Raw genomic sequence first — 18,104 nt, 5'->3', positions numbered from 1 at the left:
GCTCACCGATACGGCGGGCCAGCGTCAGCAGCTCCAGGGTGGGCTTGCGGACGGCACCGTCCACGTGGTCGACGTAGACCAGAACTTCAGCCATGGGACTTCAATCTCCTGCAATCACAAAGAAGGTGGGGTGGACTTGCCGGGACGGCCGAGGCTCAGATGAACTTCTGGCCGGCGAGGAACTCGGCGAGCTGCTTGCCGCCCTCACCCTCGTCCTTCACGATCGTGCCCGCGGTACGCGCCGGACGCTCGGCCGCCGCCTCGACCTTCGTCCAGGCACCCTCCAGACCGACCTCGTCGGCCTCGATGTCCAGATCCGAGAGGTCCCAGGACTCCACCGGCTTCTTCTTCGCCGCCATGATCCCCTTGAACGACGGGTACCGCGCCTCACCCGACTGGTCGGTCACCGACACCACCGCCGGCAGCGCGGCCTGAAGCTGCTCCGAAGCCGTGTCACCGTCACGACGGCCCGTCACCGTGCCGCCGGCAACCGACACCTCCGACAGCAGCGTCACCTGCGGCACCCCCAACCGCTCCGCCACCAGCGCCGGCACAATGCCCGCCGTACCGTCCGTCGACGCCATCCCCGAGACCACCAGATCAAAACCGGCCTTCTCGATCGCCTTCGCCAGCACCAGCGACGTACCGATCGCATCCGTACCGTGCAGGTCGTCGTCCTCCACGTGGATCGCCTTGTCCGCACCCATCGACAACGCCTTGCGCAGCGCGTCCTTCGCGTCCTCGGGACCCACCGTCAACACGGTGATCTCCACGTCGTCATCGGAGTTCTCCGAGATCTGCAGCGCCTGCTCCACCGCATACTCGTCCAGCTCCGACAGCAGACCGTCCACGTCGTCCCGGTCCAACGTCAGGTCATCCGCGAAATGCCGATCACCGGTCGCGTCCGGCACGTACTTCACGGTGACAACGATCCTCAAGCTCACGCCGGCTCTCCTACTGCAATCGTCTTTTACTGGGCGGCCCAGCTGCTGAAACTGACCACGTCTTCCTGGCAGGCAGCATAGGCGCCCGAAGCGGACTGTTCCGGTCGGGGCGGCCCGCGCTCCGAACGAAATATTACTCGTCAGTACACCCAGTTCATGCCCACTGAGCAAGCGCTTTGAACTGTGACCTTGCCAACCCTGAGTAATCGCCCCGCGCCGGGAACTCTCAGTCGCGCAGCGCGTTGAAGCGACCCTGGTGGTACAGGAGCGGGCGGCCCGCTCCCGCCGGGTCGCCGCAGACCGCCTCGGCCAGCACGATGCGGTGGTCTCCCGCGGGCACCCGCGCGACGACCCTGCACACCATCCAGGCCAGCACGCCCTCCAGGACAGGGACGCCCTCGGGCCCCTCGAACCAGCGCGTCGGCGCCCCGAATCGGTCGGCGCCGCTCTTCGCGAAAGTGGCGGCGAGAGCGGCCTGGTGCTCGCCGAGTATGTGCACGCCGACGTGGTCCGCCTCGGCGACGGTGGGCCAGCTGGAGGCGCCGAGGCCGATGCCGAACGAGACGACCGGAGGTTCGGCGGAGACCGAGGTGAGGGAGGTGGCGGTGAAGCCCACGGGCGTCTCGCCCGCGGCCGTGATCACCGCGACACCGGCGGCGTGCTGCCGGAAGACCGAGCGGAGCAGGTCGGGGGTCGCGGTGCGGGCGGTGCGCAGATCGGGCGTGGCCGTCATGGAGTTGTCCTTCTGCCGGAGGGTTCGAGCGGGGTCCGTGGCTGCGTCAGGAGACGGGACAGCGGGCGCTCGAACAGCGGGCCAGGTCGACGTGGACCCGCTCGTAGAGAAGGAGTTCCGAAGGCATAAGGTCAGACTGACGATACGTGGTGCGTGCAGTCAAGTGCGTTCCGTCATCTGGGAGATGCGTCACGGAGCGCCTGCCCGCGAACCCCCGCACCCCGGGTCCGCCGCCTCAGACCGCCGCGCCGAGCGCGGCGATGACATCGGCCTTGCGCGGCTGTCCGGTCGCACGCCGCACCTCGCGGCCCCCGGCGTCGAGGACGAGCACGGTGGGCGTCTTCACGATGCCGATCCGGCGTACGAGTTCGAGCTCCGCCTCGGCGTCGATCTCGATGTGGGACACACCGGGGACCATGGCGGCGACTTCGGCGAGGACCCTTCGGGTGGCCCGGCAGGGGGCGCAGAAGGCGCTGGAGAACTGGACGAGCGTGGCCCGCTCCCCCAGCCCCTCGCCCAACTCCCGGGCATCGAGCCTCACTTCACCCACGGTCACCCTGCTCCTCCTCGGTCTGCCTCTCCCCCGGCCAGCGCCGAAACGTCTCTCCCTATTCCCGGCCACGTGACAAGGATCTCGCGCACGGCCGGAACGAGGACTGGCCACCCGGCCGTTGATGGGGCACGATCTGCGCAAGCCGGAAAACCTACGGCCGCGTAACTTACCGCCGGGAACCTCCCCCCGATCCGAGATCCCCAGGCACTTAAGAAGGGTCCACCCCCTCCATGGCAGAGCTTGTCTACCGTCCGGTCATCGGCGCCGCCCTCACCCTGTTCAAGGCGCTCGACCTGAAGATCGACTGCAAGGGTTCGGAGAACATTCCGCGCTCGGGCGGGGCCGTCCTGGTCAGCAACCACATCAGCTACCTGGACTTCATCTTCGACGGCCTCGCTGCCCTGCCCCAGAAGCGCCTGGTCCGCTTCATGGCGAAGGAGTCGGTGTTCCGCCACAAGGTCTCGGGTCCGCTGATGCGCAGCATGAAGCACATCCCGGTGGACCGGGCGCAGGGCGAGCAGGCGTACCAGCACGCGCTGCAGTCGCTGCGCGCGGGCGAGATCGTCGGGGTGTTCCCCGAGGCGACCATCTCGCAGTCGTTCACCCTCAAGAGCTTCAAGACGGGCGCCGTGCGCCTCGCTCAGGAGGCCGGGGTCCCGCTGATCCCGATGGCGCTGTGGGGCACGCAGCGACTGTGGACGAAGGGGCGCCCGCGCAACTTCAAGCGGGACCACATTCCGGTCACCATCCGCGTCGGCGAGCCCCTGGAGGCCCCGACCGACCAGTACGCCGGGGCGATTTCCCGCCGTCTGCGTGACCGCGTACAGGAACTGCTCGAAGCGGCGCAGCGTGCGTATCCCGTACGCCCCAAGGGGCCGGACGACACCTGGTGGATGCCGGCGCACCTGGGCGGGACGGCCCCGACCCCCGAAGAGGTCAGGGCCGCCGAGGCCGCCGGCTGAGTCGGGGACGGGCCCTCAGACCGCCGGGTGGACGGTGAGGCGTGCGCCGGGGCTGAACTTCTCGAGGAGTTCCGCCAGTTCGGCGCCCGCCGCCTCCAGGCCCGCCCGGTCACCCATGCCCTCCAGCAGGAACAGGGCGTTCACCGAGGTGTCGTCGAGGCAGGCGCGAGGGCCCTGCCGCCAGTTCCAGCGGCGGCAGGTGACGCCCTCGTCGTCGCACCAGACGACCTCGCCCGCCTCCGGGTGGTCCACGACCTGCTCGCCGGAGGCGACGGTCACGAAGTCCTCGGTGCCGGTGGCGCGGACGAGCCGCATGCCGCCCCTGATGCGGTCGAGGTCCTCGCCGCCGACCGGGATCAGATGGGCGACGCTGATCGCGTTGTAGACGTCCACCAGCGTGTTGATCCGGGGCAGTCCCGCGTCGCTGAGCGCCCTCTTCGCCAGCGCCTCCGCCGAGTTCCGCGTGCGGTTGGGCTTGGCCCCGAAAGCCGTGTAGGCCGCGCGCCAGGCCACCATGTGCGGGTCCTCGTGCGGCGCACGTCCGTCCAGGCGCGCCGCCAGTCGGCGTGCGGCGTCGTCGAGCAGGGCCGAAGTCCCGTCCGTGCTGGGCGTGTTGACGAGGCCGTACGCCTCGATGGCGATGTGGTGGAAGTCCGGCGCGAGGGCGCGGACGTCGTCGGAGACGGTGAGCTGGAGGGGCATGGCCTGCCTTACAGGGGGAGCGCGTCGGGGAGGTTCTCCCAGAGGTACGGGCGGTCCGGGGCGCGGCGCAGCACATCGAGCACCACCGGATGCGGTACATCAAAGAGTACCGGATAGTCCACCTCACTGCACTCGGCGTCCGGCACCCAGGCCAGCCGCTCCCCGTCGAGGGAGAACTGGGCGTCGACCCCCGGCTTGTTCCCCCGACAGTCCTGCCGGTGCCAGGTGCCGTGGAACCGCACGGCGACCAGGCCGTGCACGCACCAGCCCGTCCCCGCGTCATGGGTCAGGCGCTGGTAGCAGAGCGCCGTCGGGATGTCCTCCGCCCGCAGCAGGGCGGTCAGCGCGTGGGCCTTCGCGTGGCAGATGCCGGTCCCCTTCGCCAGGACGTCGGAGGCCCGCCAGGTGACGCGCATGTCCCCGCTGTCCGCCGAGTGCGGGATGGTGTCACGGACGAACTCATAGGCCGCGCGCGCGTATGCATATGAATCGGCGGCCTCTTTCGCGAGGCGCGCGGCCGTCTCCCGGACGAGCGGATGATGGTGGTCGATGACGTCATCGGCGGCCAAGTACGCCGAAAGGTCAGGGGTGTTCTGGATCAGCTGCATGGCACGCGAGCATAGAAAAGCGACCGGCCGCCGGTCAATGGATTTACGGTCGATCGCATATCTATGCATCCATGCGTGCTCGTGCTCTAGCGGGCCATCTCCTCCTTGAGCGCCGCGACGAACCCGTCCACGTCCTCCTCGCGGGTGTCGAAGGCGCACATCCAGCGGACATCCCCTGCGGCCTCGTCCCAGAAGTAGAAGCGGTAGTGCTTCATGAGGCGCTCGGAGACGTCGTGCGGCAGGCGCGCGAAGACGCCGTTGGCCTGCACCGGGTAGAGGATCTCCACGCCGTCCACGGCCCGCACGCCCTCGGCGAGGCGCTGGGCCATCTCGTTGGCGTGCCGGGCGTTGCGCAGCCACAGGTCCTTGGCGAGCAGCGCCTCCAACTGCACGGAGACGAAGCGCATCTTGGAGGCGAGCTGCATGGACAGCTTGCGCAGGTGCTTCATGTGGCGGACCGCGTCCTGGTTCAGGACGACCACGGCCTCGCCGAACAGCGCGCCGTTCTTCGTGCCGCCGAGCGAGAGGATGTCGACGCCGACCGCGTTCGTGAACGTACGCATCGGCACGTCGAGGGACGCGGCCGCGTTGGATATCCGCGAGCCGTCGAGGTGGACGACCATGTTCCGCTCGTGGGCGTGGTCGCAGATCGCGCGGATCTCGTCGGGCGTGTAGAGCGTGCCCAGTTCGGTGGACTGCGTGATCGAGACGACCTGCGGCATCGCGCGGTGCTCGTCGTCCCAGCCGAACGCCTGCCGGTCGATGAGCTCGGGCGTGAGCTTCCCGTCGGGCGTCGGGACGGTGAGCAGCTTCAGGCCGCCCATCCGCTCGGGGGCGCCGCCCTCGTCCACGTTGATGTGTGCGGACTCGGCGCAGATCACCGCGCCCCAGCGGTCGGTGACCGCCTGGAGCGCGACGACGTTGGCACCCGTGCCGTTGAAGACCGGGAAGGCCTCGGCGGTCGGGCCGAAGTGGCTGCGGATGATCTGCTGGAGGTGGTCCGTGTAGTCGTCCTCGCCGTACGCGACCTGGTGCCCGCCGTTGGCGAGGGCGAGGGCCGCCATCACCTCGGGGTGGGCACCCGCGTAGTTGTCGCTGGCGAAGCCCCTGACCGTGGGGTCGTGGTGCCTGCGGGCGTCGGTCTTCGGAGGATTCACGGCTTCGCTGTCTACTCTGTCAGCCACAGGCGGGTCCCGTTCACTTCGGCGGCGGGCCGGCTCCAGACGCCGGCGATGGCCTCGGCCAGCTCCTTGACGTCGGTGAAGCCCGCGAACTTCGCGTTGGGGCGCTCCGCGCGCATCGCGTCGTGCACCAGCGCCTTCACCACCAGGATCGCAGCCGCCTGCTGCGGGCCCGCCTCGCCCCCGGCCTTGCGGAAGGCGTCGCCGAGCGCGAGCGTCCACGCCTCGGCCGCGGCCTTCGAGGCGGCGTACGCGGCGTTGCCCGCGGTCGGCCTGCTGGCGCCGGCGGCGCTGATCAGCAGGTAGCGGCCGCGGTCCGAGCGGGACAGGCCCTCCTGGAAGGCGAGGGAGGTGTGCTGCACCGTGCGGATCAGGAGCTTTTCGAGCAGCTCCCAGTCGGCGAGGTCGGTCTCGGCGAAGCTCGCGCTGCCGCGCCAGCCGCCGACGAGGTGGACCATGCCGTCGATCCGGCCGAAGTCCTTCTCGACGCGGGCCGCCCAGTCGCGGGTGGCCTGCAGGTCGAGGAGGTCGACGGTGTCGCCGATGACGGTGGCGCCGCCGTGCGCGTAGCGGGCCTCGTCGACCGCCTCGGCCAGCCGTGCCGCGTCCGCGTCGGCGCCGACGACGGTGGCGCCGGCCTCCGCGAGCCGCTTCAAAGTGGCGCGTCCCGCGGGCCCCGCGGCCCCCGCGACCGCGATCACGGCACCGTCGAGGGCGTCCTTGGTGACGTCGGTGTCGGACATGGCAGTCGCCTCCTGTACCGGGTCGCTCACGCGGCCACCCGCTCAGCGCGCTCCGCGGTGATCCCCTTGGTGGAGGCGATCACGTTCTTCAGCTTCTTGGAAAGCGCCTCATAGAACATGCTCAGCGGAAACTCGTCCGGAAGCACCTCGTCCACGAGCTTGCGCGGCGGCAGCGAGGTGTCGAGGGCGTCGGGACCCTTGGCCCAGCGCGAGCCCGGGTGCGGCGCGAGATAGGTCGAGACCAGGTCGTACGCGGCGAACCAGTGGACCAGCTTCGGCCGGTCGATGCCGTCGCGGTACAGCGTCTCGATCTCGGCGCACAGCTGGTTCGTCACCTCGGGGGCGCGCTGCCAGTCGATGTGCAGCTTGTTGTCCGTCCAGCGGACGACGTCGTGCTTGTGCAGGTACGCGAAGAGGAGCTGGCCGCCGAGACCGTCGTAGTTGCGGACCCGCTCACCGGTGACCGGGAAGCGGAACATCCGGTCGAACAGGACCGCGTACTGGACGTCGCGGCCCTGCGTGACGCCGTCGGCCTCCAGCTTCACGGCCTCCTTGAAGGCGGTGAGGTCGCAGCGCAGCTCTTCGAGTCCGTACATCCAGAACGGCTGGCGCTGCTTGATCATGAACGGGTCGAAGGGCAGGTCGCCGTGGCTGTGGGTGCGGTCGTGGACCATGTCCCACAGCACGAACGCCTGCTGGCAGCGCTCCTGGTCGCCGACCATCTCCGCGATGTCCGCGGGCAGTTCGACCCCGAGGATGTCGACGGCGGCCTCGGTGACGCGGCGGAAGCGGGCCGCCTCGCGGTCGCAGAAGATGCCGCCCCAGGAGAAGCGCTCGGGGGCCTCGCGCACGGCGATCGTCTCGGGGAAGAGCACCGCCGAGTTCGTGTCGTAGCCCGAGGTGAAGTCCTCGAAGGTGATGCCGCAGAAGAGGGGGTTGTCGTAGCGCGTGGCCTCGAGCTCGGCCAGCCACTCGGGCCAGACCATGCGCAGCACGACGGCCTCGAGGTTGCGGTCCGGGTTCCCGTTCTGCGTGTACATCGGGAAGAGCACCAGGTGCTGGAGCCCGTCGCGGCGCTGGGCCGCGGGCTGGAAGGCGAGCAACGAGTCCAGGAAGTCGGGGACCCCGAAGCCGCTGTCGGCCCAGCGGCGCAGGTCGCCGGTCAGAGCCTCGTGGTACGCGGCGTCGTGCGGCAGCAGCGGGGCGAGCTGCTCGACGGCCGACGTGACCCGGTCCAGGGCCAGGTCGACCGTGGCGCGCGCGGGGGCGCCCTCGGCGCCGAAGTCGATGGACCCGTCCTTGTCCTGCCAGGTCCTGATCTCCTCCACGGCGTCCTTGAGCACAGGCCACGCCGGGTGCTCCACCACCCTGTCGCCACCCACCGGAGCCGGAGGAACGATTCCCTCCATGCCCGCCTGCACAAGAATTTCCGTCATGACCCATCCTCCACGGGAGAACCTCGCGTAAGGACACCGTATGCATGCGAGGTTCTCCACGACAAGGGGAGCCTCGGGAAATTATCCTGCGCGACCCCCGGTGTCACCGAAGTTTTTCCTGTCCAGTCCAGTGGAAACGATGCCCTCTGCTACCGCGGCGCGGGCCCGGCGGGCGTCGTCGAGCAGCTCGGGGAAGCCGAAGAAGCCGTGGAACATTCCCGGAAAGTGGCTCTCGGTGACATCGGTCCCGGCGTCGCGCAGGGCCTTGGCGTACGCCCGCCCCTCGTCGCACAGGGGGTCGCAGCCCGCCGTGACGACGTGCGCGGGCGGAAGTCCGCCCAGGTCCTCGGCGAGGAGCGGTGAGACGCGCGGGTGCGCGGCGTCGCCGTCCGGGCCGAGGTACTGGTCCAGGAACCAGGCGCAGTGCGCGGCGGTGAGGAAGTACCCGTCGGCGTTCTCCGCGAACGAACCGGCCTTCTGGCGGGCGTCGGTGGCGGGATAGACGAGGACCTGACGGGCGATGCGGGGACCGCCCTCGTCCCGGGCGATGTGCGCGACCACGGCGGCGAGGTTCCCGCCGGCGCTGTCCCCCGCGACCGTCAACGCGCCCGCGTCCGCGCCGAGTTCGGCCGCGTGGCCGGCCACCCAGCACACCGCGGCGTACGCGTCCTCGACGGCGGCCGGGAACGGGGCCTCGGGAGCGAGCCGGTAGTCGACGGACACCACGACGGCCCGCGCGTCGCGGCACAGCCCGCGCGCGGTGGAGTCATGGCTGTCGAGATCGCAGATGGCCCAGCCGCCGCCGTGGAAGAACACGACGACGGGCCGCGCCGTCTCGGCACCCCCGGGCTCCGGTTCCGGCAGATAGATCCGTACGGGAAGGGACGGCGCCCCGGGCGGCCCCGGTATCTCCCGGTCCTCCACGGCCCCGACGACGGGCGCCGGGAACGGCACGGCGGGCGCGGCCGCGAGGATCCGCCGGGCCTCGGCGGCATCGGTGACGGCGCCGCCGAGGTCGGGGAAGACCGCGGCCATGGCGTCGACGAGGGGGCGGGCTTCGGGGGCGAGTCGGTCGGACACGGGCATGGGGACCTCCGGGTCGGTGAGGTGCGAAGGCGAAGGTGCGGGTGCGGGTGCGGGTGCGGGTGCGGCGCGCGGAACGGGTCGACTCGCCCGGAGTCAGCCCTGCTCCCCTCCCTTGAAGTGCGGAATCACTGTCTCGCCCCACTGCCGCAAAGTCTCCAGGCACGCCTCTTGCGGCACCGTGCCCATCTGGACGAGGCACATGATCTCGTCGGCGCCCGCGTCGCGGAGGCGCTCGACGTGGGCGATGGCGTCGGCGGCGGTGCCGTACGCGTGGTCGGCGTTGAAGGTGGCGGTGGCCGTGGGGCGTACCGGGATCCGCTGTTCGTGCAGCCGGGCCACGACCTGTTCCGCGGCGCGGTCCATCTCGGCGGCCTCGTCCGCGCCGTCGACGACCGCCTCGTCGGGGATGCCCGCACCGCCGTACCAGTGCCCGATGGACTGCGCGAAGAAGCGCTGCCCGCGGATGCCGATCCGGCGGGCCTCGTCGCGGTCGTCCAGGACGATCGTGGGGCACAGCACCGAGAAGTGGTCGTTGATCACCGACGAGACGAGGCGCTCGGGGGTGCGGGCGGCGACCGCCGCGTCGTACGCGGTCCGCATCCGCGCGATCGACTCGGGGCCCGCGAAGCCCATCACCAGGGCGCCGACGCCGAGTTCGGCGGCCTGCGTCAAGGTCTCCGTACGGCTGCACGCGAGGAAGAGCGGCGGGTGCGGGTTCTGCACGGGCCGGGGCAGGATCGGGTGCGGGTCGATGTCGAGGAGCGGGCCGTGGTGCTCCAGCTCGTCCTTCTCCCAGGCCTTGCCGATGATGCGCAGGGCCTCCTCGACCTCCTGCGTCGTGCGGTCCCGGTCGACGCCGCACAGGGACGTCTCCTGCACCGTGCCGCCGCGCCCCGCGCCGAGGTCGACCCGGCCGCCGGACAACAGGTCGAGCGTGGCGGCCCGTTCGGCGACACGGACCGGGTGGTTGAACCGGAACGGCATGCAGACGACGCCGTGTCCGATGCGGATGCGGGAGGTGCGGGCCGCGACCCAGGTGAGGAAGATCTCGGGCGCGGACATGTGCGCGTACCACTTGAGGGAGTGGTGCTCGACGGCCCAGATCCGGTCGAAGCCCATCTCCTCGGCGAGGACGGCCTGTTCGACGCAGTCGTGGAAGAGCTGGTGCTCGCGCTCGACGGTGGGGTCGGCCAGCTGGGCCTCGAAGATCACGGAGAACTTCACTGTGCCTCCTGGTGGTTGGGGCGACGCGCCTCCATATGACTAATAGCTATATGACGAACCGTCAGAGATGGGAAGGGCTGCGCGCGACGGAAAGGGCATCCCGCACACCCGCCGTCGCGGAGAGGAGAGGGAGCGGGCCGCCGTAGGCTGAGCTCCCCCGGTACCGGCAGCACCGGCGATACCGCCGGTTCCGCCCCCACCCCTACGCCAGGAGTCACACCGTGTTCGACCCCGCACCGCCCTACCCGTACTCCGACAGCGACCGCCCGCAGGGGGCACCCGCGCCGCACGAGCAGCTGGCGCCCGTGCTCGGCCTGCTCGGCACCTGGCACGGGCGCGGCAGCGGTGAATACCCCACGATCGACGGGGAGTTCAGGTACGCGCAGGAGGTCACCTTCAGCCACGACGGGCGCCCGTTCCTGCGGTACGAGGCACGGGCCTGGCTGCTCGGCCCCGACGACGCGCCGCTGCGTCCCGCGGCGCGGGAGAGCGGCTGGTGGCGGCTGCAGCCGGGCGGCCGCGTGGAGGCGCTGGTCACCCAGCCGACCGGCATCGCCGAGATCCTGGTCGGACAGGCCGCCGACGGCACGGTCGACCTCGCCACCGACGGCGTCGCGCTCACCCCGACGGCGAAGAAGGTCGAGGCGACGCACCGCCGGTACACGCTCGTCGACGCCGACAGCCTGGCCTTCGCGCATCAACTCGCCGCGGTGGGGCAGCCGTTGCAGCACCACCTGGCGGCGCAGTTGCGGCGCAGGACCCCGTAGCCGCCGCGCGGGTCTTGCGCCCGCGCCCGCCGCTCACTTCAATGCGGACGCATGTCGACCACACCGCTGCCGCCGACGGCCTGGGCCGTGCTCGGACTGCTGTCCTTCCCCGGCGAGCGGACCGGGTACGACCTGAAGAAGTGGGCCGACGCCTCGCTCCGCTTCTTCTACGGGGCTCCTGCCATCAGTCAGATCTACGCGGAACTGCGCCGCCTGGAGCGACTCGGGTACGTCACATCGCGCGGCTCCGGGCCCGAGGAGCCGCGGGCGAAGCGGACGTACGCCATCACGGAGGCGGGGCGGGCCGCGCTCGGGGCGTGGGCGGCCGGGCAGGACGCGGACGCCGTGTCGCTCAAGCACCCGGTGGTGCTGCGGGTGTGGCTCGGGCACCTCGCCGCGCCCGAGCGGCTGCGGACCCTCGTCGAGGAGCATCTGGCGCGCACCGAGGGCGAGTTGAAGGAGGTGCGGGACGCTCTGGCGCGGGCCGACGGGGTCGACGCCTGGGCCCATCCGCAGATCGCCCTGCGCTGGAGCGAGCGCCGTCTGCTGGCCGAAGTCGAGCTGACGCGGGGCATGTTGACGGATCTCGACGCGCTGCCGCCCCCGCCCGGTCAACCCTCCCGGCGGGACGCGCCCACCGACGAGTGACATGGCGCCCCGCCCCCGGCGCACAGCGGTAGGACGGGTCGGGTCCCCGTCCCGCGCCGCAGCCTGGGAGGCACCAGCCGTGAGCACCCGCGCCGTCCTCGTCGCCGCCGTCATCACCGGCCTCATCCTCGGGGTCGTCGGCGCCAGAGCGAACAACTCCGGTCACCCTCACCGACCCGGCTCCGCGGCGGAGGCGGGCCGTTAGGCTCGAGAACCAGTAGAGCCGCCGTCGACGGAAGCGAGACCACCTTGAACTTCCTCACCATCGGGCATCGCGGAGTCGCGGGTGTCGAACCCGAGAACACCCTCCGTTCCTTCGTCGCCGCGCAGCGAGCGGGACTCGACCTCATCGAACTCGATCTGCACCTGAGCAAGGACGGCGCGCTCGTCGTCATGCACGACGCCGACGTGGACCGCACGACGGACGGCACGGGCCCCATCGCGGAGCAGACCCTCGCCGAGCTGCGCACCCTGGACGCCGGGCGGGGTGAGCGGGTGCCGGTCTTCGAGGAGGTCCTCGACGCGGTGAGCGCACCGCTGCAGGCGGAGATCAAGGACACGGCCGCGGCCAGGGCGCTCGCCGAGGTGATGCTGCGCCGCGATCTGGTGCACCGGGTCGAGGTGATCTCGTTCCACGACGAGGCCGTCGCCGAGATCGCGCGCCTGGTGCCGGGGGTGCGCACCGCGCTCGTCGCCAGCCGTTACGGCACGGACGTCGTCGAGCGGGCCACGGCCGTCGGCGCCACGACCCTCGTCCTCAACATCCGCCGCCTCACGCAGGAGATCGTGGAGCACGCCCGCAAGGCCGACCTGCGGATCATCGGCTGGGTCGTGAACACCCAGGACGATCTGCGGCTCGTGCGGGCGCTCGGCCTGGACGGGGCGACCACCGACTACCCGGAGATCAAACGGACCGGCCGCTTCACCGCGTAGCGCTCACCCCAGCGGCTTGACCAGCAGCTCGAACTGCAGGTCGGCGCGCTGCGGAATGCCGAAGCGCTCGTCGCCGTACGGGAAGGGGCTCATCCTTCCCGTACGGCGGTAGCCGCGGCGCTCGTACCAGGCGATGAGCTCGTCGCGTACGGAGATCACGGTCATGTGCATCTCGCGCACCCCCCAGACCTCCTGGGCGCGGCGCTCCGCCTCCGCGATGATCACCTTGCCGAGACCCCCGCCCTGCAGGGCGGGGCTGACGGCGAACATGCCGAAGTAGGCGTGGTCGCCGCGGTGCTCCAGCTGGCAGCAGGCGACGACCGCGCCGTCGCGCTCGACGGTCAGCAGCCGGCTGTCGGGGTCCTTGATCACGTCGAGGACGCCCTGCGGATCGGTGCGCTGCCCCTCGAGGAGGTCCGCCTCCGTGGTCCAGCCCGCCCGGCTGTCGTCCCCGCGATAGGCCGACTCGATGAGCGCGACGAGCGTGTCGGCGTCGTCGGGCTCGGCGTCGCGGAAGGTGAGGGAGGCGGTCATCGGGTCTCCGATCTCGTACGGGCGGGGGCCGGTCCTGGGCCCGGTCGCGCCGTCGAGGTTAACCCGGTCGCACTACGCTGCGTCGGCATGGTTCACGTACTGAGCAGCAGGGTTCTCATCCGGCCCGGCGATCCTGAGCGGTCGCGGGCGTTCTACGGCGAGGCGCTGGGCCTCGCCGTGTACCGCGAGTTCGGGACCGGGCCCGAGCGGGGCACGGTGTACTTCCTCGGCGGCGGTTTCCTGGAGCTCTCCGGGCGGGCCGAGCCGCCGGTCGCGCCGGGGGTGCGGCTGTGGCTGCAGGTGGCGGACGTGCGGGCGGCGCACGAGGAGCTCACGGCCCGGGGCGTGCCGGTGCTGCGGGAGCCGGTGCGCGAGCGGTGGGGGCTCGTGGAGATGTGGATCGCGGATCCGGACGGCACGCGGATCTGTGTCGTCGAGGTGCCCGAGGACCATCCGATGCGTGTGCGTCCCGGGCTCTGACGTGCGCCGACGCGCTGCCCGTCGCAGGATGTCGCTGAGTCGGGGATTGGGCCGCGCCGATCAGGAAACATGCACCGGCAACGCTCGCATCGCCTGTCCGCACCCAGACCAGCCCAGGAGAGATCCGAGATGACCGCTCCCCGGAACGCGAACGCTCCCCGTACCTCGACCGTGCCCCGGATCCTGATCGTCGGCGGCGGATTCGCCGGGATGGAATGCGCCCACAAGCTGGAGAAGGAGCTCAAGCCCGGCGAGGCGGTGCTCAAGCTCATCAGCCCGATGGACCACCAGCTGTACCTGCCGCTGCTGCCGCACGTGGCGTCCGGCGTGCTCACCCCGCAGTCGGTCGCGGTGCCGCTGCGCCGGATGCTGCGGCGCACCTCGATCGTCCCGGGCGGCGCGGTCGGCGTGGACCCGAAGGCCAAGGCCGTCGTCGTGCGGAAGATCAACGGCGAGACCGTCGTCGAGCGCTACGACCACCTCGTGCTGACGCCGGGCAGCGTGACGCGGCAGTTCGACATCCCGGGCGTCGACGAGCACGCCGTCGGGGTGAAGACGCTCGCCGAGGCCGCCTGGATCCGGGACCACGTCATCTCGCAGCTGGACCTCGCGGCGGCGAGTTCCGACCCGGCCGAGCGGGAGGCGCGGCTGCAGTTCGTGGTCGTGGGCGGCGGCTACGCGGGCACCGAGACGGCGGCGTACCTGCAGCGCCTGACGACCTCGGCGGTGAAGCGGTACCCGGGGCTCGACCCGCGCGACATCAAGTGGCATCTGGTCGATGTGGCACCGAAGTTGATGCCGGAGCTGGGCGACCGGCTCGGCGACAAGGCGATGGCGATCCTGGAGCGGCGCGGGCTGCACGTCTCGCTCGGGGTGTCCGTCGCCAAGGTCACCGAGGACACGGTCACGCTGACCGACGGCCGCGAACTGCCCTGCCACACCCTGATCTGGACGGCGGGCGTCGCACCGAGCCCGCTGGTGGCGACCTTGAACGCGGAGACGAACCGCGGCCGGCTGGTGGTCACCCCGGAGCTGACCGTGCCCGGTCTCGACGGGGTCTTCGCCCTCGGCGACGCGGCGGCGGTGCCGGACGTCGTCAAGGGCGGCGACGCGATCTGCCCGCCGACGGCGCAGCACGCGATGCGGCAGGGCTGGGCGGCGGCCCGCAATGTGCTGGCGGCGGTCCGCGGGACGCCGCTGAAGCCGTACGCGCACAAGGACCTCGGGCTCGTCGTCGACCTCGGCGGCATCCAGGCGGTGTCGAAGCCGCTGGGTGTGCAGCTGACCGGGCTCCCGGCCCAAGTCGTGGCGCGCGGCTATCACTTGGGGGCGCTGCGGACGCTGACGGCGCGCTTCCGCACGGTGGCGAACTGGGGGCTGAACGCGGTCGCGGGCGACGACTTCGTCCGCACCGGCTTCCAGCGCAACCGCCCGGCGACGCTGAAGGACTTCGAGATGACGGACGCGTATCTGTCGCCGGAGGAGGTCCACGCGGCGGTGACGGCGCACGTCGCGGGGACGGCGATGACACCGCAGAAGCCGAACCTGCCGATCACCTAGAACGCGGTGCGTGGGCGGCGGGCCCCCGGCGTCCACGCACCTCAGACCACCCGGGACCCGCCGAGTCGCCCCTCCAGCTGGGACAGCAACTCGCCCAGGAGCAGGCCGAGTTCATCGCCCTTGCCGCCGTCGAGGCCCGCGAGGACCGTCGACTCGTACGCGAGCTGGCGCGGCAGGATCTCGTCGACGAGGGTGCGGCCCTCGTCGGTGAGGCTCAGGTGTGACACCCGGCGGTCCCGGGTGTCACCGCGCCGCGCGACGAGGCCGCGCTCCTGCAGCTGCTTCAGGCGCTTGGTCACCGCGGCGCCGGACGAGAACGTCTCGCGCGCGAGATCGCCGGGGGTCAGTTCCCGTCCCGTGCGGCGCAGGGTGCCGAGCAGGTCGAACTCGGCCCTGGTCAGCCCGGCGTGCCGCAGGGGCGCGTCCTCCGCCTGCTGCAGGAGCGCGGCACACCGGTTGATCCGACCGATGATCTCCATCGGGGCGGTGTCGATGTCCGGGCGCACGGCCTGCCACTGCCGTACGACCGAGGACACCGTGTCTTGCTGCGTGCTCATGCCTGACCGACCGAACCTTCCTCGATGCTGCCGCTACCCGCGGGCGGCGACCGGTCCTGGGGCCTGTTGTCGTCGGACCGTCGCGGCGAGCGTACGGTGTCCTGCCTGTTCGGCGGTGACCACCCGCTCCTCGGGCAGGGCGCGCTGCCACCATTCGCCGGCCGCTGTGTCGGCTGCGGCCCGCAGTTCGACCAGGGCCGCGGCGAGCGAGCGGCGGGCCGTCTCCAGGGCGGCGGGCCCGGGCGCGTCCTCGGCGAGCGTGCGGTCGGCGGCGGCGCGGGCGGCGTCGACCCGGGCCAGGCCGCGCTCGATGTGGTCGCCGGCCCGCCGGTTGGTGACGGCGACGGCGGCGACGACCCCGAGCAGCGCGCCGACCAGGGTGTCCACGATGCGGTCCGTGATCAGCTCGCCGGGCGCCTGGAACCGGGCGAACTCCGTGACGAGCAGTGCCATCGGCGTGACGCACAGGCTGCCCAGCCAGTAGTTGCGGGTGATGAGCGCCTCGGCGCCGAAGCTGAAGACGAGGCAGCACAGCACGAGCGCGGCCGGCCCGAGGTGGGCGAACGGCACGACGGCGGCGAAGACGAGGACCCCGGCGAGGTTGCCGACGACGCGCTGCACGCCCCGGTTCCAGGTCAGGGTGACATTGGCCTGGTAGAGCGAGGCCGCGGTGACCAGGGCCCAGTAGGGCCGTCCGATGCCGAGCGCGAGGGAGGCGTATCCGGCGAGGCCGCACCCGATGAAGGTGCGCAGGGCGATCGGCAGGAGCGGTGATCCGGGTCCGATGCGCCGCCACAACGACGGCTGTCCGACGGCGAGTTCGGCCTCGACGCCGAGCAGTTCGTCGTCGATCCCGGCGATCCGGTCGGGCCGCGGGACGGCCGAGGCGCCGCGCAGTCCGGCGGCCCAGGCGCGCAGCTGGGCCGCGTTCGCGTCGCCGGGCGCGCAGAGGGCGACCTCGGCGCGCACGACGAGCCGCTCCAGGGCACGCCGCGCCTCGGTCCGCGCGCCGGTGGCGAGCAGCGACTGCCAGGCGGCGTGCACGGCAGCGGCGGCGGCGCCCCGGGCGGGCGCGTGCCCGGGCCGCTCGGCGTACGCGGCTGCCGCGTTCAGGGCGCGGGCGGTGGCCCGCCGCTCGGGCCCGTGCGGGCGTACGAGCACGGGTGCCATGCCCACGAGCCAGGCAACGGCCCCCGCACCGAGGGTGAGCGCCAGATGCCCCGGCACCTGCCCCGTCGTCTGCGGCGCGAACAGCGAGGCGGAGCTGATGAACGTGAAGATGAGGTGCCCGGGAGGACCGATCCTCGTCGCGTCGCACAGCGTCTTCTGCACGGCCGCGAGCAGCGCGCCCACGGTCACGAGGATCACCGCGGACGAGGTGAGCGAGGCGGCGACGAGGGCGACGGCGACGCCGGCGAGCATGCCGAGCACCACGCCCGCCAGGGCCCGGGCGCGGGCGGCGTAGGGGAGGTTGTGCCCGTACAGGGCGCAGAAGCTGCCGGCCATCGTGTACATCACGAGGTCGAGCCGGCCGAGGACGAGCAGCGCCACGTTCGGTATCGCGGCGGAGACGACCACGCTCGTCGCCGGTTTGAACCAGATGTCCGACGGCTTGTTCGCCCGCAGCACCCCGGCGAGCGGGAGGCGGCGGACGGTGACGGCGCGCGGGGCGGGAGAGGCGGGAGTGGCGGGAGGGGACGGAGGTGCACTGCTGCTCATATCAAAACCTTAGCAGGTGTTTTACCCGTGAAAGATATCGGGAGGGCACCGGCCGAGACATCGGGAGCGCGCGACCCCGGACCCCAGTGCTCCCCTGCGCCGCCATACGCTCCCGCGTGCCCGGGCATCTCGATGGGAGCCGATGGAAGAGGGGGACCCGGGGTGCACGGACCGATGTCGGCCGCCTGGCTGCTCGTCGCACTGTGCGCGGCGACCGGCGCGTACTGCCTGCTGCGTCTGCGCAGCGGAATCGAGGAGCAGCGCCGCACGGCGGGCGGCGAGGCCCTCATGGGGTTCGGGATGGCGCTGATGGCGGTGCCCGCCGCCGTGCTCGCGCCACCGCGCTGGGCCTGGCTGGTGTACGCCGTCGTGTTCGGGGCCGCCGCGCTGCGGGCGCTGTGGCAGGCGCGGCGCGGGGCACACCACCTGCACCATCTCGTGGGCTCGTTCGCGATGGCGTACATGGCGGTGGCGATGGCGGCGCGCCCCGCGGCGCACGCACACCACGGCGGTTCCGGCGCCCCCGCACTGACCGGCCTGCTGCTCGTCTACTTCGCGGCCTACGTCCTGTGGACGGGGTCACGCCTGGTCCCCGCGACGGCCGGTCCCGCGCCGGCGGGGTGGGGCGACCGTCCGGAACTGGCGCGGGCCTGCCGCCTGGCGATGGGGATCGGCATGGTCGCGATGCTGCTCACGATGTAGACCGGAACCGTGGTGTGCGTCACTTGGCGCTC

The 18,104-nt window shown here is 71.7% G+C and carries 21 protein-coding genes and 1 pseudogene; 8 read left to right on the top strand and 14 right to left on the bottom strand.

Features of this window, described 5'->3' with window-relative positions; translation table 11 throughout:
- From ACIBUY_RS33780 to ACIBUY_RS33765, 4 genes and pseudogenes are all read right to left on the bottom strand, one after another.
- A pseudogene (locus ACIBUY_RS33780) lies at positions 1–94 on the bottom strand (electron transfer flavoprotein subunit alpha/FixB family protein); the annotation flags it as partial.
- 61 nt (positions 95–155) lie between these two features.
- Positions 156–944: an electron transfer flavoprotein subunit beta/FixA family protein gene (locus ACIBUY_RS33775; protein WP_399154652.1), complete on the bottom strand. Its 789-nt coding sequence runs from the start codon at positions 942–944 to the stop codon at positions 156–158.
- 226 nt (positions 945–1,170) lie between these two features.
- Positions 1,171–1,677 carry a flavin reductase family protein gene (locus tag ACIBUY_RS33770; protein WP_365580152.1) on the bottom strand — a complete coding sequence of 169 codons (507 nt, stop codon included), beginning with the start codon at positions 1,675–1,677 and terminating at the stop codon, positions 1,171–1,173.
- Between the two features lie 235 nt (positions 1,678–1,912).
- Positions 1,913–2,299: a thioredoxin family protein gene (locus ACIBUY_RS33765; protein ID WP_399154650.1), complete on the bottom strand. Its 387-nt coding sequence runs from the start codon at positions 2,297–2,299 to the stop codon at positions 1,913–1,915.
- A gap of 161 nt (positions 2,300–2,460) precedes the next feature.
- On the opposite strand from ACIBUY_RS33765, the gene ACIBUY_RS33760 reads away from it, so the two are divergent.
- Positions 2,461–3,192, top strand: a complete 732-nt coding sequence (locus tag ACIBUY_RS33760; protein ID WP_365580158.1) for a lysophospholipid acyltransferase family protein — start codon at positions 2,461–2,463, stop codon at positions 3,190–3,192.
- 15 nt (positions 3,193–3,207) lie between these two features.
- Here the strand turns inward: ACIBUY_RS33760 and ACIBUY_RS33755 are convergent, their stop codons facing one another.
- From ACIBUY_RS33755 to ACIBUY_RS33725, 7 genes are all read right to left on the bottom strand, one after another.
- Positions 3,208–3,894, bottom strand: a complete 687-nt coding sequence (locus tag ACIBUY_RS33755) for a B3/4 domain-containing protein (protein WP_399154649.1) — start codon at positions 3,892–3,894, stop codon at positions 3,208–3,210.
- Positions 3,895–3,902: 8 nt separating this feature from the next.
- Positions 3,903–4,502 carry a transglutaminase family protein gene (locus ACIBUY_RS33750; protein WP_365580162.1) on the bottom strand — a complete coding sequence of 200 codons (600 nt, stop codon included), beginning with the start codon at positions 4,500–4,502 and terminating at the stop codon, positions 3,903–3,905.
- Between the two features lie 86 nt (positions 4,503–4,588).
- Positions 4,589–5,659 (bottom strand): low specificity L-threonine aldolase, encoded by a 1,071-nt coding sequence (locus tag ACIBUY_RS33745; RefSeq protein ID WP_365580164.1) that lies wholly within the window; start codon positions 5,657–5,659, stop codon positions 4,589–4,591.
- A gap of 11 nt (positions 5,660–5,670) precedes the next feature.
- Positions 5,671–6,426 (bottom strand): SDR family NAD(P)-dependent oxidoreductase, encoded by a 756-nt coding sequence (locus tag ACIBUY_RS33740; RefSeq protein WP_365580166.1) that lies wholly within the window; start codon positions 6,424–6,426, stop codon positions 5,671–5,673.
- Positions 6,427–6,452: 26 nt separating this feature from the next.
- Entirely contained in the window at positions 6,453–7,862 is a 1,410-nt protein-coding gene (locus tag ACIBUY_RS33735; protein WP_399154648.1) for a DUF6421 family protein, read from the bottom strand.
- A gap of 81 nt (positions 7,863–7,943) precedes the next feature.
- Complete coding sequence (locus ACIBUY_RS33730) at positions 7,944–8,948, bottom strand: alpha/beta hydrolase (protein WP_399154647.1); 1,005 nt, start codon at positions 8,946–8,948, stop codon at positions 7,944–7,946.
- Between the two features lie 93 nt (positions 8,949–9,041).
- Positions 9,042–10,172, bottom strand: coding sequence for an LLM class flavin-dependent oxidoreductase (locus ACIBUY_RS33725; protein WP_399154646.1), 1,131 nt, complete (start codon positions 10,170–10,172; stop codon positions 9,042–9,044).
- Between the two features lie 221 nt (positions 10,173–10,393).
- Here ACIBUY_RS33725 and ACIBUY_RS33720 point away from each other — a divergent pair, with 221 nt between their 5' ends.
- From ACIBUY_RS33720 to ACIBUY_RS33705, 4 genes are all read left to right on the top strand, one after another.
- On the top strand, positions 10,394–10,939 hold the full coding sequence (locus ACIBUY_RS33720; protein ID WP_365580177.1) for an FABP family protein: 546 nt from the start codon (positions 10,394–10,396) through the stop codon (positions 10,937–10,939).
- Positions 10,940–10,990: 51 nt separating this feature from the next.
- Positions 10,991–11,587: a PadR family transcriptional regulator gene (locus tag ACIBUY_RS33715; RefSeq protein ID WP_365580180.1), complete on the top strand. Its 597-nt coding sequence runs from the start codon at positions 10,991–10,993 to the stop codon at positions 11,585–11,587.
- 79 nt (positions 11,588–11,666) lie between these two features.
- Positions 11,667–11,792: a hypothetical protein gene (locus tag ACIBUY_RS33710; RefSeq protein ID WP_365580182.1), complete on the top strand. Its 126-nt coding sequence runs from the start codon at positions 11,667–11,669 to the stop codon at positions 11,790–11,792.
- A gap of 44 nt (positions 11,793–11,836) precedes the next feature.
- The gene (locus ACIBUY_RS33705) at positions 11,837–12,520 is read left to right on the top strand and encodes a glycerophosphodiester phosphodiesterase family protein (RefSeq protein ID WP_365580185.1); all 684 of its coding nucleotides are present in this window, start codon (positions 11,837–11,839) and stop codon (positions 12,518–12,520) included.
- A 3-nt stretch (positions 12,521–12,523) separates the two neighbouring features.
- On the opposite strand, the gene ACIBUY_RS33700 is transcribed toward ACIBUY_RS33705, so the two are convergent.
- Positions 12,524–13,054 carry a GNAT family N-acetyltransferase gene (locus ACIBUY_RS33700; protein ID WP_365580188.1) on the bottom strand — a complete coding sequence of 177 codons (531 nt, stop codon included), beginning with the start codon at positions 13,052–13,054 and terminating at the stop codon, positions 12,524–12,526.
- 87 nt (positions 13,055–13,141) lie between these two features.
- Here ACIBUY_RS33700 and ACIBUY_RS33695 point away from each other — a divergent pair, with 87 nt between their 5' ends.
- Both ACIBUY_RS33695 and ACIBUY_RS33690 read left to right on the top strand, forming a co-directional pair.
- On the top strand, positions 13,142–13,534 hold the full coding sequence (locus ACIBUY_RS33695) for a VOC family protein (protein ID WP_399154645.1): 393 nt from the start codon (positions 13,142–13,144) through the stop codon (positions 13,532–13,534).
- Between the two features lie 129 nt (positions 13,535–13,663).
- Entirely contained in the window at positions 13,664–15,094 is a 1,431-nt protein-coding gene (locus ACIBUY_RS33690) for an NAD(P)/FAD-dependent oxidoreductase (RefSeq protein WP_365580193.1), read from the top strand.
- 41 nt (positions 15,095–15,135) lie between these two features.
- Here the strand turns inward: ACIBUY_RS33690 and ACIBUY_RS33685 are convergent, their stop codons facing one another.
- Positions 15,136–15,651 (bottom strand): MarR family winged helix-turn-helix transcriptional regulator, encoded by a 516-nt coding sequence (locus tag ACIBUY_RS33685; RefSeq protein ID WP_399154644.1) that lies wholly within the window; start codon positions 15,649–15,651, stop codon positions 15,136–15,138.
- A 33-nt stretch (positions 15,652–15,684) separates the two neighbouring features.
- On the bottom strand, positions 15,685–17,370 hold the full coding sequence (locus tag ACIBUY_RS33680) for an FUSC family protein (RefSeq protein ID WP_399154643.1): 1,686 nt from the start codon (positions 17,368–17,370) through the stop codon (positions 15,685–15,687).
- 162 nt (positions 17,371–17,532) lie between these two features.
- On the opposite strand from ACIBUY_RS33680, the gene ACIBUY_RS33675 reads away from it, so the two are divergent.
- Positions 17,533–18,072, top strand: a complete 540-nt coding sequence (locus ACIBUY_RS33675) for a DUF5134 domain-containing protein (RefSeq protein WP_399154642.1) — start codon at positions 17,533–17,535, stop codon at positions 18,070–18,072.
- Positions 18,073–18,104: the final 32 nt, after the last annotated feature.

Source organism: Streptomyces sp. NPDC050085 (assembly GCF_044460595.1).
Classification (GTDB): domain Bacteria; phylum Actinomycetota; class Actinomycetes; order Streptomycetales; family Streptomycetaceae; genus Streptomyces.
Note: the sequence above shows the minus strand (reverse complement) of the source record. Positions and strands in the feature narration are given on the sequence as shown.

Bases quoted from the DNA above. Each gene is read 5' to 3' on its own strand.
- ACIBUY_RS33730 (WP_399154647.1), bottom strand. From the start codon at position 8,948: ATGCCCGTGTCCGACCGACTCGCCCCCGAAGCCCGCCCCCTCGTCGAC.
- ACIBUY_RS33755 (WP_399154649.1), bottom strand. From the start codon at position 3,894: ATGCCCCTCCAGCTCACCGTCTCCGACGACGTCCGCGCCCTCGCGCCG.
- ACIBUY_RS33770 (WP_365580152.1), bottom strand. From the start codon at position 1,677: ATGACGGCCACGCCCGATCTGCGCACCGCCCGCACCGCGACCCCCGAC.
- ACIBUY_RS33750 (WP_365580162.1), bottom strand. From the start codon at position 4,502: ATGCAGCTGATCCAGAACACCCCTGACCTTTCGGCGTACTTGGCCGCC.
- ACIBUY_RS33685 (WP_399154644.1), bottom strand. From the start codon at position 15,651: ATGAGCACGCAGCAAGACACGGTGTCCTCGGTCGTACGGCAGTGGCAG.
- ACIBUY_RS33715 (WP_365580180.1), top strand. From the start codon at position 10,991: ATGTCGACCACACCGCTGCCGCCGACGGCCTGGGCCGTGCTCGGACTG.
- ACIBUY_RS33740 (WP_365580166.1), bottom strand. From the start codon at position 6,426: ATGTCCGACACCGACGTCACCAAGGACGCCCTCGACGGTGCCGTGATC.
- ACIBUY_RS33735 (WP_399154648.1), bottom strand. From the start codon at position 7,862: ATGACGGAAATTCTTGTGCAGGCGGGCATGGAGGGAATCGTTCCTCCG.
- ACIBUY_RS33760 (WP_365580158.1), top strand. From the start codon at position 2,461: ATGGCAGAGCTTGTCTACCGTCCGGTCATCGGCGCCGCCCTCACCCTG.
- ACIBUY_RS33680 (WP_399154643.1), bottom strand. From the start codon at position 17,370: ATGAGCAGCAGTGCACCTCCGTCCCCTCCCGCCACTCCCGCCTCTCCC.
- ACIBUY_RS33695 (WP_399154645.1), top strand. From the start codon at position 13,142: ATGGTTCACGTACTGAGCAGCAGGGTTCTCATCCGGCCCGGCGATCCT.
- ACIBUY_RS33690 (WP_365580193.1), top strand. From the start codon at position 13,664: ATGACCGCTCCCCGGAACGCGAACGCTCCCCGTACCTCGACCGTGCCC.
- ACIBUY_RS33700 (WP_365580188.1), bottom strand. From the start codon at position 13,054: ATGACCGCCTCCCTCACCTTCCGCGACGCCGAGCCCGACGACGCCGAC.